This window comes from Arthrobacter sp. NPDC055138 (assembly GCF_053607305.1).
The window spans coordinates 254,451-268,317 of the sequence record NZ_JBSGTH010000006.1; the positions used below are offsets into that span (position 1 = coordinate 254,451).

Here is a 13,867-nt window from a genome sequence, read left to right on the forward strand (position 1 = left end):
GCCCAGCAGGGGGCGCCGCTACTCGGTGAACACCGCGTCGATGACCCCCTGCGCCCACTCCAGAATCTGCCGGTCGGCCAAGTCCCGCCCCCCGATCCTCGCGGTCTTGGGCTTGGGAATCAGCACAAAGTCCAGCGCGGGTTTCACCTGCGACCCCGGGTACATCCGGGTCAGCCGCATGACCTTGGATTCCGGCAGTGCCGCCGGGGCGAACTTGATGAAGTTGCCCTGCACTGCCACATCCGTCAGACCGGCCGCACGCGCGCGGACCCGGAAACGTGCCACGGCCACGAGATTCTGAACCGGCTCCGGCAGCTCGCCGTAACGGTCGGTGAGTTCGGCAACCACTTCGTCGATGGCTTCGTCGGTGGCCGCCTGCGCCAGCTTCCGGTAGGCCTCCAGCCGCAGCCGCTCCCCCGGCACGTAGTCGTGCGGCAAGTGGGCGTTCACCGGCAGCTCGATCTTCATGTCGGCCACCTTCTGCTCGGTTTCGCCGCGGAAGTCCGCCACGGCCTCGCCGACCAGCCGGATGTACAGATCAAAACCGACGCCTGCAATATGCCCGGACTGTTCCCCGCCGAGCAGATTTCCTGCGCCGCGGATTTCCAAGTCCTTGAGCGCCAGCTGCATGCCGGCACCCAGTTCGTTGTGCGCCGCCACCGCTTTGAGCCGCTCCAGCGCCACTTCGCCGAGGGGTTTCTCGGCGTCGAACAGGAAGTACGCGTACGCCCGCTCCCGGCCGCGGCCCACCCGGCCGCGCAGCTGGTGCAGCTGGGATAGCCCGTACCGGTCCGCGCGGTCAACAATCAGCGTGTTGGCGTTGGAGATGTCCAGTCCGGTTTCAATGATGGTGGTGCAGACCAGAACGTCGAACCGCTTTTCCCAGAAATCGACGATGATCTGTTCCAGCCGCGACTCGCTCATTTGCCCGTGCGCCACTTCCACCCGCGCCTCGGGAACCAGTTCCCGGATCCGCGCCGCCTGCCGCTCGATCGACGAGACACGGTTGTGCACGAAAAAGACCTGTCCTTCGCGCATCAGCTCGCGTCGGATCGCCGCCGTCGTCTGCTGGTCCGTGTACGGGCCAACGTACGTCAGCACCGGGTGCCGCTCCTCCGGCGGCGTCGCCAGCGTGGAGGTCTCGCGGATGCCGGTCAGCGACATCTCCAGGGTCCGCGGGATCGGCGTCGCGGACATGGCCAGCACGTCCACGTTGGTGCGCATCTTCTTCAGCGCTTCTTTGTGTTCGACGCCGAACCGCTGTTCCTCGTCCACAATCACCAGGCCCAGATCCTTGAACTGGACCTCCTTGGAGAGCAGTCGGTGCGTCCCGATGACCACGTCGATGCTGCCGTTTTTGATGCCTTCCATGGTGTCCTTGGCTTCCTTGGACGTTTGGAAGCGGGACAACGCCTTGACCCTGACCGGGAACCCGGAGAAGCGTTCGCTGAAGGTCTCGAAGTGCTGCTGGGACAGCAGCGTGGTCGGCACCAGGACCGCCGCCTGTTTGCCGTCCTGAACGGCCTTGAAGGCAGCGCGCACCGCGATCTCGGTCTTGCCGTAGCCCACGTCGCCGGAGACCAGACGGTCCATCGGCACCTCACGCTCCATGTCCGCCTTGACCTCGTTGATGGTGGTCAACTGGTCGGGGGTCTCGATGTAAGGGAACGCTTCTTCCAGCTCCCGCTGCCATGGGGTATCCGGTCCGAAGGCATGCCCGCGGGACGCCATTCGGGCCGAGTACAGCCGGATCAGCTCACCGGCGATTTCCTTGACCGCCTTGCGGGCCTGGCTCTTGGTCTTGGCCCAATCGGAGCCGCCCATCTTGGACAGGACCGGAGTCTCGCCACCCACGTAGCGGGTGACCTGGTCCAACTGGTCCGTCGGCACAAATAGCCGGTCCCCGGGGGCGCCGCGCTTGGACGCGGCGTATTCCAGCACCAGGTACTCGCGCATGGCCTTGGTGGGTCCGGCTCCGGTGGAGCGCTGCACCAGTTCAACGAACCTGCCCACGCCGTGCTGCTCGTGCACCACGTAGTCGCCCTCGGTCAGCTGCAGCGGATCCACGGCGTTGCGCCGCCGCGACGGCATCTTCCGCATGTCCCGGGTGGAGCGTGCCGAGGCACGGCCCAGCAGGTCTGCTTCGGTCAGCAGCCCGAGTTTAAGGCCGTCGAAGACAAAACCCTTGCCGGTGCTGGCCGTGGTGATTTCGATGATCCCCGGCTGCGGCTCGTTCTCCAGCGATTCCACCCGCGTGGCCGGGATCTGCGCGTCGTGGAAGAGTTCGGCCATGCGCGAGGCAGGGCCGGGGCCTTCGGTGGCCACTACCACGCGCCATTGGTCGCGCACGCGGGAACCGATGAATTCCATCATCTCGGCCACATCGCCCTGGTAGCCCCGGGGTTCCCGGGCTGCGATGGTCAAGGTGTCGATGTCCAGCACGGTTTCGTCGTCGGGGTTGAACGACGTGATGGACCACCAGGACACCTGATGTTCTCCGGCCGCTGTGCGTGTATCGCCCAGCGAGCGGAAGCCTGCCTGCTCCAGATCCCCCTGCAGCGCCAGGTCCAGCGGCGCGTCCCCGCCCTCGGACGCCGTGGCCCAGGCGGCCGCGAGGAATTCGTCGTTCGTGGTCTCCAAATCGTGGGCCCGGCTCCGCACCTTTTCCGGCTCAATCACCACCGCGATGGATCCGGGCGGCAGCTCGCCGATGAAGGGAACCATGGCATCCACCAGCACCGGCGAGAGCGATTCCATGCCCTCGACCGCGATGCCCCCGGCGATCTTTTCCAGCATGTCCGCCGCAGCCGGCATCTGGTCCTTGAGCTTTGCCGCACGGCTCATCACCGATGGGGTGATCAGCAGCTCCCGGCACGGCGGGGCGTACAGCCGGGTGGGGTGCTTGACGTGCTCGCCGGCCAAAGACCGTTGGTCTGCCACGGCGAACCAGCGCATTGACTCGACCTCGTCGCCGAAGAATTCGATCCGGACCGGGTGGTCATCGGTGGGCGAAAAGACATCCAGAATTCCGCCGCGCACGGCAAACTCGCCGCGCCGGCTTACCATGTCCACCCGGGCGTAGGCGGCTTCGGACAACCGGCGGACCACATCGGTGAAGGCCACCTCATCGCCGACCGCCAGCGCAACCGGCTGCAGCTCCCCTAGCCCCTGCACCAACGGCTGAAGTACCGCACGGACCGGCGCAATGACCACGCGCAGCGGCGCCGCGCCGTCGTCGTGCTTCAATCGGCGCAGCACCGAGAGCCGGCGCCCCACGGTGTCCGACCGCGGCGACAGCCGCTCGTGCGGCAACGTCTCCCAACTGGGGAACTCCTCGATGGACTCATCCGGCAGGTAGCTCCGCAGCGCGGCGGCTAGGTCTTCCGTCTCCCGCCCGGTTGCCGTCACAGCCAGCACCACCCCGCCTGCTGCTGACCCCTCCGGTGATCGGCCAAGGCCGCCCTCGGCCGCGTGGAGATCCGCCTCCAGCCCCTGCACCATCTCTGCCAGCAACGCTGCCCGCAACCCGGGGGGTGCGCCGATCTGCAGGTCCTCGCTGCGCTCTGCCACAGGCCGGGCCGACTGCAGCCGCACCTTGGCGAACGAATCGTCCTGGGCGAGGGCTGTGCGCAGTCCGTTGAGGCTCATTTTTCCATCTTCTTCCGGTCGGGGCGCAACACGAATACCCTCCAGTTCGGCGGAACTGAGGGTCAGAAGTCCAACTTTACCGCGCACAGTAGGATGGATGTTGGCCCACCCAGTTCCGAGAAATTCCGGGAGTCTTTATGGCGCTCAGCGCTTCCACCACCCTGCCCTACCCCGCAGCCAAGGTCACCGAGACCTTCACCGACGAGGCGTTCCTGCGCCACATCAGCGAGCTGGTCGGCGGCTCGCTGGAGTCCGTGCAGCGCGACGGCGATGTGTCCGGCGCCTTCACCCTGACCGTGGTCCGCAAGGTTCCCAGCGCGCGGCTGCCGGAAATCGCCAAGAAGATGCTGGGCGACTCGCTCACTGTCACCCAGACGGAACGGTGGCAGGCACCGGCAGCGGACGGCTCGCGGACAGCCGACGTGACCATGAAGGTGGCCGGCGCTCCGGTGGACGTCAACGCCGTCCAGCAACTCGTTGCCGACGGGGGCTCCACCCGCGTGGACCTGACCGGCGACGTGAAATCCTCCATCCCGTTCCTGGGCGGGAAAATCGCCGCCGCCGCCGAGCCCATGCTGGGCAAGGCCCTGAACATCCAGGCGCAGCAGGCCGAGGCCTGGCTGTCCGGCCGCTCCTGATCCGGGAGCCGCAGAGATGAACATTCCAGCCGCCCTGGCCTGGGTACTGATCCTGGCCGGCGCGTGGTCCCTGCTTGTCTGGGCGCCGCACCTTGTCCGGGTGTGGAAGGATCCCCGTTCCAAGGACGAGAAGGGTGCAATGACCCGCTACTTCACCATGGAGTTCATGAAGGCAACCACCTCCATGATCCTGGGCATTGCCACCTTGGTGATCGGCGCCCGCGGACTCGCCGGGTAAGCAACGAGGACAGACAATGGGCCGGGCAGCAGATGTGCTGCCCGGCCCATTGCTTAACCTGCGGTCAGTTGGCCGCCAGCAGGGCTTCCTCCAGCGCCACCCACGCCAGCATGGCGCACTTGACCCGTGCCGGGTAGCGGGAGACGCCGGAGAGCGCCGCGGCGTCGCCGAGAATTTCCTCGTCGGCCTCGATGCTGCCCCGGGAGCGCATCAGCTCGCGGAAGTTGTCCACCACTTTCAGCAGTTCCTCCCGGTCCATGCCCTGCGCCAAGTCGCTCAGCACGGACGCTGAGGCCATCGAAATGGAGCAGCCCTGGCCGTCCCAGCTGATGGCGGAGAGGGTGGTGGCCGCGCCGTCGTCGTGCACGGCCGCCCGAAGCGTGATTTCGTCCCCGCAGGTGGGATTGAGCATGTGCGACTCGCCGGATTTGTCGCCCTGCGGCGGATCGGCCAGCGGAGACCCGTTCCGTTTTTTGGCGTGCTCCAAGATGATCTGCTGGTATAGCTGCTGCAGTTCTGCGCTCACGTCAGTTGGCTCCAAAGAACGGGCGGACCCCGGCGACGGCGTCCAGGAACACGTCGACATCGTCCGTGGTGTTGTACAGGTAGGTGCTGGCCCGGGTGGTCGCCACCAGCCCCAGCCGCCGGTGCAGCGGCTGGGCGCAATGGTGGCCTACGCGCACCGCAATGCCCTTGTCATCCAGGAACTGCCCCACATCATGGGCATGGACGCCGTCCACATCGAATGCTGCCAGCCCGATCCGCTCGGCGCCGGCGGCGGGGCCGAGCACCCGGACACCGTCGATGGCCTCCAATCCGGTCACCAGCCGCTGCCCCAGTTCCGCTTCCCAGGCGTGGATCCGGTCCATCCCCGTCTCCCGCAGATAGTCCACGGCCGCGGCCAGCGCCACCGCCTGCGAAATCCGCTGCGTCCCGGCTTCGAACCGCTGCGGAGACGGCAGATAGTCGGCCTTTTCCATGGTCACCGTGGTGATCATGGAGCCGCCGGTCAGGAACGGCGGCATCGCATTGAGCAGCTCCGCCCTCCCGTACAGCACGCCGATGCCGGTGGGACCGAGCATCTTATGCCCGGAGAAGGCGGCGAAGTCCACGTCCAGCGCCTTCACGTTCACGCCCATGTGCGGCACCGATTGGCACGCATCAAGCACGACGGCGGCGCCGACCTCCCGCGCCAGCCGCACCAGAGTGCCCACCGGGTTGATGGTCCCGAGCACGTTGGAGGCATGCGTGAACGCCACCACTTTGGTGCGCGGGCCAATGATCTGTTCGGCCTCGTCCAGGCGCAGCGCACCGGCGTCGTCTACCGGGATGTAGCGCAGGGTGGCACCGGTGCGGAAGGCGAGCTCCTGCCACGGAATCAGGTTGGCGTGGTGCTCCATCTCGGTGACCACCAGCTCATCGCCCGGGCCCAGGACGAAACGCGAGGCCGCCTCCCCGCCGCGTCCGGCGCTGGCGTTGGAGAAGGCATAGGCGACCAGATTGATCGCCTCGGTGGCGTTGGAGGTCCACACCACTTCGTCCATGCCGGCATTGATGAAGCCGGCGACGGTTTCGCGGGCGTTCTCGAAGACATCCGTGGCCGAGACCGCCAGCATGTGGGCGCCGCGGTGCACCGCAGCGTTGCGCTGTTCGTAGAACTCCTGCTCTGCCTCCAGCACGCACAGCGGATTCTGCGAGGTGGCGCCGGAGTCCAGGTAGACCAGGGGGGCGCCGTTCACCTGCTGGTTCAGGATCGGGAAGTCGTTGCGGATGCGCCGGGCCTCGGCGTCGTCGATCATGCCGGCGGCATGTTTGAGCGTTGCGGGTGTGGATACCACAGACACCTTGGGGTGCTCCTTGGATCGATGGTTGGAACGGTTTGTCCCGCACGCGGCGCGTGCCATCAGCCGACAATACGCAAGACAAGTCTGCGCTAATCATCCCACTTCGCCGGCCTCCGGTCACGTGAGTCCTGCCTTACCCAAGCGTTTTTACTGGCTCCTGGCGCCGGTTTTCCGGGGGTTTGCCGCCCGGAGCCGCTCTCCGCGGCGCCGACCTGCCCTATACAAAGCCCCGCTGGCTGGTTAAAAACGAAACTACGCACCATCGTCTCGAACCGATCTGCAGGAGCCTCATGCCGATTCACCCCCAGCCACCTGACCGTGACGCGCTGCTCCGGGTCGCAGAAGAATCGTTCGGTTGGAACGTCCTCCGCGAGGGGCAACTAGACGCGATGGCCGCGGCCGCCCGCGGCGAGGACGTGTTGGCCGTGATGCCCTCCGGACATGGGAAGTCCGCCGTCTACCAGGTGCCGGCCGTCGCCCTGCCGGGCACCGCCGTCGTTATCTCTCCGCTGATTGCGCTGCAGTACGACCAGGTGGATGCCATCAACGACGATCTGCGCGCCCGGCGGGCCTTCGCAGTCAATTCACAACAGCGAGCCTCGGAAGAGCGTGCCGCGTGGGACGCCGCGGCCGGCGGCGAGGCGAAGTTTCTGTTCCTTGCCCCGGAACAGCTGGCCCGTGAAGAAACCCTGCAGCGGCTGGCGGAGCTGGACATCTCGCTGTTCGTGGTGGACGAGGCGCACTGCATCTCCTCCTGGGGCCACGATTTCCGGCCCAACTATCTGACCCTCACCCCGGTCATTAAGCGGCTGAAGCACCCGCCGGTAGTGGCCCTGACCGCCACTGCGTCGCCGCATACCCGCTCGGAGATCGTTGACCGCTTGGGCATGCGCGAGCCCTACATCACGGTGCAGAGCTTCGACCGGCCGAACCTCAACCTCCGGGTGCTGCGGCACCACGAGGACCGCGGCAAGCGGCACGCCGTCCTGGGGCAGGTGGCCGGCCTTGACGGGCCGGGGCTGCTGTATACGGCCACCCGCAAGGACACGGAGCGCTACGCCGCCGAACTGGCCGAGCGCGGCCTGCGGACGGACGCCTATCACGCGGGACGGCGGGCCGCCGACCGGGTGGCGATCCACGAACTGTTCCTCGATGGCGGCCTGGACGTGGTGGTGGCGACCTCCGCATTCGGCATGGGCATCGACAAACCGGACGTCCGGTTCGTGTTGCACGCGGACATTCCCGACTCGCTGGACAGCTACTACCAGGAGATCGGCCGCGCCGGCCGGGACGGCGAACCGGCGCAGGCGGTGTTGCACTACCGGTCGGAGGACCTGGGCCTGCAGCGCTTCTTCGCCGGCGGTACTCCCGATCCGGAAGAGCTGGCCGCGGTCTTTGGCGCCATCCGGGAGCACGGTCCGCTCCGCCCGGCCGCGCTGCGCGAACGGACCGGGCTATCGCAGCGCAAACAAGCCCGCCTGCTCAACCTCCTGGAACACAGCGGCAGCATCGCCGTGAACCGCAACGGCTACCGGGCTGTCGGCGGGGCGGATCCCTCCTCGGCCGCGGACAAGGCGCTGGCGGAAGCGGATTCGCGGCACCGGATCGACGAGTCCCGAATCGAAATGGCCCGCGGCTACGCAGAGACGGACCATTGCCGCCGCGACTGGCTGCTGAACTACTTCGGCGAAGAGACCGACGGCTATTGCGGCAATTGCGACAACTGCGACGCCGGGTCGGAGGCCGTGGCCGAAGCCCGCGAAGCCCAGATGCCGGAGGGCTACGAGATCCAGCGGCCGGTGAAGCACCGTGAATGGGGGCCGGGCATCGTGATGGGCACCCGGCCCGATCGGATCACGGTCCTGTTCGAGTCGGTCGGCTACAAGGACATCGCGCTGTCGGCTGTGCGGGAGGACTCCGGGTTGCTGGAATCCATCACGGATCAGTAGCCCGGCCCGGCCCGGACCGCCCGCGGCGTGAACCATGGTGGTGGAAGCCGTTCCAACAGAGAAACCCGCCATCCTCTATACAAACATGCTGCCGCCACGCTAGACATAACGCCATGCGGGGGATAATTCTGGCTGGGGGCACAGGATCGCGGTTGCATCCGATCACCCTTGGCATCAGCAAACAGCTAGTTCCTGTCTACGACAAGCCGATGATTTACTATCCGCTGTCGACGCTCATGCTGGCGGGAATCCGGGACATCCTGATCATCACCACGCCGGTGGATGCGCCCCAGTTCCAAGCACTGCTCGGTGACGGGTCCCAGTTCGGCATCTCGCTGACCTACCGGCAACAGGAAGCGCCCAATGGCCTGGCCGAAGCCTTCATCATTGGGGCGGACCATATTGGAACCGACGCGTGTGCCTTGGTGCTGGGAGACAACCTGTTTTACGGCCCCGGTCTGGGCACGCAGCTCGAGGACATTGCCAGAGTCGACGGCGGCACAATCTTTGGCTATTGGGTGGCTGATCCGAGCGCCTACGGCGTCGTGGAATTCGATGCCAACGGCACGGCGGTTTCGATCGAAGAGAAACCGCAGAAACCCAAAAGCAATTACGCGGTGCCGGGGCTGTATTTCTACGACAACGACGTGGTGGAGATGTCCCGGACCTTGCGGCCCTCTGCCCGCGGCGAATTGGAGATTACCGACCTGAACCGGCTGTACATGGAGCAGGGCCGCCTGACCGTGAAGATCCTCCCCCGCGGAACTGCGTGGCTGGACACCGGGACCTTCGATTCGCTCAACGATGCCTCCAACTTTATTCGGACCATCGCGAACCGGCAGGGCATGCCCATCGGCTCGCCCGAGGAAGTCGCGTGGCGGATGAAGTACATCGACGACGAGCAGCTGCACGGGCACGGCCGGTCGCTGGCCAAGAGCGGCTACGGCACCTACCTGCTGGATCTGCTGGAGAGCACCCGCTACGGGCGTTGAGTGGCCCGGACCGGCGGCAGCCGGCCTGCTTCGGCCGGTGACGGGGGCGAGCGCCGCTGTTCGGCAATCTTGGCTGCAGCACTAGTCGCGCGGTGCAACGGTGGCTACATTAGGGCCTATGCGAAAGCTACTGGTAACTGGGGGTGCCGGTTTCATCGGGTCGAATTTTGTGCGCCACGTTCTGGCCCACACCGATGACCAGGTAACCGTAGTGGACAAGATGAACTATGCGGCCAACGCCGCTTCGCTCGATGGCCTGCCGGTGGGCCGCTGCCGCCTGGTGCACGGCGATGTGGCCGATCCAGCACTGGTTGACCGGCTGCTGGCCGGCCACGACGCAGTGGTGCACTTCGCGGCGGAAACCCACAACGACAATTCGCTGGCGGATCCGCAGCCGTTCCTGCACAGCAACATCGTGGGGACGTACACCCTGCTGGAGGCCGCGCGCCGGCACGGAACGCGGTTCCACCACATCTCCACGGACGAGGTCTACGGCGACCTTCCGCTGGACGGGACGGAGCGGTTCACCGAACACACGCCGTACAATCCATCCAGCCCCTATTCGTCAACCAAGGCCGGCTCAGACCTGCTGGTTCGGGCCTGGGTCCGTTCCTTCGGCGTCAACGCTACGCTGAGCAACTGTTCCAACAACTACGGTCCGTACCAACATGTGGAGAAGTTCATCCCCCGGCAGATCACCAATATCCTGACCGGACGCCGGCCCAAGCTGTACGGGGACGGCCGCAATGTGCGCGACTGGATTCATGTGGAGGATCATTCCTCCGCCGTACTGCGGATTCTCGACGACGGACGGCCCGGCGAAACCTATTTGATCGGCGCCGACGGCGAACGCAGCAACCGCGAGGTGCTCGGTATCCTGCTGGGCCTCCTGGGCAAGGGAACCGACGACTTCGACCTGGTGGCGGACCGGGCCGGCCATGATCTGCGCTACGCCATCGACTCCAGCAAGCTTCGCGGGGAACTCGGCTGGGAGCCGAAGTTCCTCAGCCTGGAAGCCGGCTTGGCCGACACGGTGGAATGGTACCGGGACAATCCCGGCTTCTGGGCCGCTGCAAAAGAATCCACCGAACTGTTCTACGCGGGCCGCGGCCAGTGAGCGCCGCACAGCACGGCATCGAGCAGACTCCGATCCCGGGACTGCTGGTGATTTCCCTGCCCGTCCACGGTGACAACCGGGGCTGGTTCAAGGAGAACTGGCAGCGCGAGAAGCTCATCTCACTGGGGCTGCCGGACTTCGGGCCGGTGCAGAACAACATCTCCTTCAATGCCAAGGCCGGAACCACCCGCGGCATCCACGCCGAGCCCTGGGACAAATATGTCTCCGTCGCAGCCGGCAGGATCTTCGGCGCCTGGGTTGACCTGCGCGACGGCCCCACCTTCGGCCAACGGTTCTGCATGGACCTGGGACCGGACACGGCCGTCTTCGTGCCGCGCGGCGTCGGCAACGGCTTTCAAACGCTGGAGCCGGACACGGTCTACAGCTACCTGGTCAACGAACACTGGAACGCCCGGGCCCAAGAAGAGTATGTGCACCTGAATGCAGGCGACGAGTCCGCCGCCATCCCCTGGCCGATTCCGCTGGCCGAGGCCGAACTGTCCGAGAAGGACCTGCACCATCCGCGCCTGACGTCCGTGGTCCCGATGAAGCAGCGGCGCATCCTGGTTCTGGGTGCCGACGGCCAGTTGGGCCGGGCCCTGCGCCAGGCGCTGCCGGACGCGGAATTCGCGGCCCGATCGGACTTCGACCTCACCCGTGAGGAGTCCTACCGCTCGCGGGACTGGAGCGGGTACCGCGCCATCGTCAACGCTGCCGCCCACACCGACGTGGACGGCGCGGAGTCCAGCGAGGGGCGCCGGCTGGCCTGGCAGCTGAATGCCACCGCCGTGTCGCGGCTGGCGGCCACCGCAGCCAAACACCGGCTCACGCTCGTCCATCTCTCCTCGGACTATGTTTTCGACGGCGTCCAGGAGCGGCACACGGAAGCGGAAATGCCGTCGCCGCTGGGTGTGTACGGACAGTCCAAGGCCGCCGGCGATGCCGCTGCCGCGACCGTTCCGAAGCACTACATCGTTCGCACCAGCTGGGTGGTCGGGGACGGCGCCAATTTTGTCCGCACCATGGCGGGGCTGGCGGCCCGCCATGTCTGCCCTTCAGTTGTCGACGACCAGCGCGGGCGCCTGACCTTCAGCCGCGACCTTGCCGCCGGAATCCTGCACCTGCTGGAGAGCGGCGCCCCGTACGGCACCTACAACCTGACCAATTCCGGCCCGGTCACCAGCTGGGCGGAGGTGGCCGCGGAGATCTACCGCTTGCTAGGCAAGGACCCGCAGCAAGTGACCCCAGTCAGCACCGCTGACTATCTGGCCTCCCGTCCGGCCGCGCCACGGCCGGCCCGGAGCGCGCTGGATCTGGCGAAAATCGAAGCCGCCGGTTTCACTCCTCCGAAGGCTTTTGCTGCGTTGCGGGACTATCTGGCTACGGATCCCGTGTGTGGTCCGCTGGCGGCACTCACCGTTTCCGGAGGGCCGGCCCAGTGACCCCAGTCCCGCAGCGCATCCATGAGTCGAGGTCCGCCGGCAAGCCCTGGCTCTTCCTATCGCCCCATCTGGATGACGCGATATTGTCCTGCGGCGCCCTCATCGAAGCCGAGGCCGGGCGCCGCGAGGTGACGGTGGCGACCATTTTCACCGAATCGGCCCCGCCGCCACACACCCGATCGGCACGCACCTTTATGCGGCTTGCCCACGTCGAGGACGCCGCGGCCCTCTTCGAGGCCCGCCGTGCCGAAGACCTCGCGGTACTGCGGAAGCTGGGCGTCAAGCATCTGCATCTGGGCGCCACCGATGCCATCTACCGCCGACGAACGCCGCCCGCCGCCGGTCCGCCGGGCCGGTTGGCCTGCTTCCTGCCGGAACTGGTGCATACGTACCCCACCTACCGATTCAATATTGTGCGGGGCCGGATTTCACGCGGCGACCGCCGACTCATGGCCCAGTTGCGCAGCACGGTGGAGCAGCTGATGGAGCAGACGCAGGCCGAACTCATTTTCTGCCCCCTCGGTGTCGGTGGGCATGTGGACCACGTGGTGACCAGGACGCTGGGCACGGCCTTCCCCGAGCGGGTGGTCTACTACTCCGACTTCCCCTACAACCAGTCCGCAGAACCGGAAGCCGCCTTCCTCGCCGAACACCTGTTGGAACCCTGGCATTGGGACGAGGGGCTTGAGGCGAAGGAACGCTGGATCCGGCAATACGACACGCAAGCCGACGCATTGTTCCCCGACGGACGCATCCCGGCGGCGCCGGAATCGTATTTCGCGCCGCGATGACCGGTAACGAGGGGAAAGCTGTGACTACAACCAATCATCCGTTGCATGTACTCGTGGTCCATCCGTCCGCGGACCTGTACGGCTCGGACCGGGTGCTGCTCGAGACGGTCCAGGCTCTGCTGGAGCACGGACACCGGGTGGCGGTAGCCCTTCCCCGAACCGGCCCGCTGGTGGATGAACTGATCGGACGGGGCGCCCTGGTGGAGTTCTGTCCCACCCTGGTGCTGCGCCGGTCCCTGCTCTCGCCGTCCGGGCTGCTGCGGCTTGCGGGCGAAGGTCTCAACGGGTTCTGGGCGGGCATGCGGGTGATGCGCCGCTACCGTCCCGACGTGCTGTACGTAAACACCGTGGCCGTCCCGTTGTGGCCGCTACTGGGCCGGCTGTGCCGCGTCCCCACCGTGACCCACGTCCACGAAGCCGAGCGCCATACGCCGCGCAGGCTGCAGTTGGCCACGGCGCTGCCGCTGCTGCTTGCAGACCGGATCGTGGCCAATAGCCGCTTCACCGCCGACACCTTGGCGCAGGTGCTGCCGGCGCTGCGCGGCCACGCCCGAGTGGTTTACAACGGCGTGCCCGGACCGGCCGGGCCGCGGCCGGCTCGCACGGCGCTCGACGGCGGCCTGCGCGTGGCCTACGTGGGCCGGCTCTCGCACCGTAAGGGACCCGACCTTGCCGTGGAGGCTGTCGCGCGGCTCCGGCAGCGCGGCGTCGCCGCGACGCTGGCTATCGTCGGTGCCGCGGTCCCCGGCTATGAGGACTACGAGCACGCGTTGAGAAGCCGGATCCGCGAACTGGGCCTGGGGGACGGGGTGACCTTCCACGGCTTCCAACCGAACCCGTGGGACGTCCTGGCTGACGCCGATGCAGCGGTGGTCCCATCCCGGCTGGACGAATCGTTCGGCAATACGGCGGTGGAAGCGGTGCTTGCCTGCCGACCGCTGGTGGCCAGCGCGGTTCCCGGGCTGCGCGAGGCCGCCTGCCATTACGCCAGCGCGCAATTTACGGCACCAGACGACGCCGCGGCGCTGGCGGATGCGCTGGAGCGGGTGACCCTGGACTGGGAGCATTTCCGTACCGCCGCTGCCGCCGACGCCGACGCCGCCTTCGAACGCCATGCCCCGCACCGGTATCGGCGCAGGATCACGGACGTCATCGTCGGGACGGCCGCCGTGCGCCGCAGACGCTGACGCAGGGTCACACCAGCCGGT

11 protein-coding genes are annotated in these 13,867 nt (G+C 66.8%); 8 read left to right on the forward strand and 3 right to left on the reverse strand.

Going from position 1 to position 13,867, the window contains the following annotated elements:
- Positions 1 to 18: 18 nt before the first annotated feature.
- Positions 19 to 3,648, reverse strand: coding sequence for a transcription-repair coupling factor (mfd, locus tag ACWF5H_RS16080; protein ID WP_452038078.1), 3,630 nt, complete (start codon positions 3,646 to 3,648; stop codon positions 19 to 21).
- Positions 3,649 to 3,785: 137 nt separating this feature from the next.
- Here mfd and ACWF5H_RS16085 point away from each other — a divergent pair, with 137 nt between their 5' ends.
- Entirely contained in the window at positions 3,786 to 4,286 is a 501-nt protein-coding gene (locus ACWF5H_RS16085) for a DUF2505 domain-containing protein (protein ID WP_136784261.1), read from the forward strand.
- Positions 4,287 to 4,302: 16 nt separating this feature from the next.
- Positions 4,303 to 4,524, forward strand: a complete 222-nt coding sequence (locus ACWF5H_RS16090; RefSeq protein ID WP_452038080.1) for an SCO4848 family membrane protein — start codon at positions 4,303 to 4,305, stop codon at positions 4,522 to 4,524.
- 64 nt (positions 4,525 to 4,588) lie between these two features.
- Here ACWF5H_RS16090 and sufU read toward each other — a convergent pair whose 3' ends face one another.
- Both sufU and ACWF5H_RS16100 read right to left on the reverse strand, forming a co-directional pair.
- Positions 4,589 to 5,050 carry a Fe-S cluster assembly sulfur transfer protein SufU gene (sufU, locus tag ACWF5H_RS16095; protein ID WP_452038081.1) on the reverse strand — a complete coding sequence of 154 codons (462 nt, stop codon included), beginning with the start codon at positions 5,048 to 5,050 and terminating at the stop codon, positions 4,589 to 4,591.
- Position 5,051: 1 nt separating this feature from the next.
- Complete coding sequence (locus ACWF5H_RS16100) at positions 5,052 to 6,368, reverse strand: cysteine desulfurase (RefSeq protein ID WP_452038082.1); 1,317 nt, start codon at positions 6,366 to 6,368, stop codon at positions 5,052 to 5,054.
- Between the two features lie 290 nt (positions 6,369 to 6,658).
- Between ACWF5H_RS16100 and ACWF5H_RS16105 the strand changes: the two genes are divergently transcribed.
- The 6 genes from ACWF5H_RS16105 (at position 6,659) to ACWF5H_RS16130 (ending at position 13,846) form a co-directional block, all read left to right on the forward strand.
- Positions 6,659 to 8,317 (forward strand): RecQ family ATP-dependent DNA helicase, encoded by a 1,659-nt coding sequence (locus tag ACWF5H_RS16105; RefSeq protein WP_452038084.1) that lies wholly within the window; start codon positions 6,659 to 6,661, stop codon positions 8,315 to 8,317.
- Between the two features lie 113 nt (positions 8,318 to 8,430).
- A complete protein-coding gene (gene rfbA, locus ACWF5H_RS16110) occupies positions 8,431 to 9,309 on the forward strand; it encodes a glucose-1-phosphate thymidylyltransferase RfbA (RefSeq protein WP_452038085.1) in 879 nt (292 codons plus the stop codon).
- Between the two features lie 118 nt (positions 9,310 to 9,427).
- A complete protein-coding gene (gene rfbB / locus ACWF5H_RS16115; protein ID WP_452038086.1) occupies positions 9,428 to 10,426 on the forward strand; it encodes a dTDP-glucose 4,6-dehydratase in 999 nt (332 codons plus the stop codon).
- Positions 10,423 to 11,868, forward strand: a complete 1,446-nt coding sequence (locus ACWF5H_RS16120) for a sugar nucleotide-binding protein (RefSeq protein ID WP_452038088.1) — start codon at positions 10,423 to 10,425, stop codon at positions 11,866 to 11,868. Before rfbB ends, ACWF5H_RS16120 begins: the two co-directional genes overlap by 4 nt.
- Positions 11,865 to 12,659, forward strand: a complete 795-nt coding sequence (locus ACWF5H_RS16125; RefSeq protein ID WP_452038090.1) for a PIG-L deacetylase family protein — start codon at positions 11,865 to 11,867, stop codon at positions 12,657 to 12,659. Before ACWF5H_RS16120 ends, ACWF5H_RS16125 begins: the two co-directional genes overlap by 4 nt.
- A 20-nt stretch (positions 12,660 to 12,679) precedes the next feature.
- The gene (locus ACWF5H_RS16130) at positions 12,680 to 13,846 is read left to right on the forward strand and encodes a glycosyltransferase (RefSeq protein WP_452038091.1); all 1,167 of its coding nucleotides are present in this window, start codon (positions 12,680 to 12,682) and stop codon (positions 13,844 to 13,846) included.
- Positions 13,847 to 13,867: the final 21 nt, after the last annotated feature.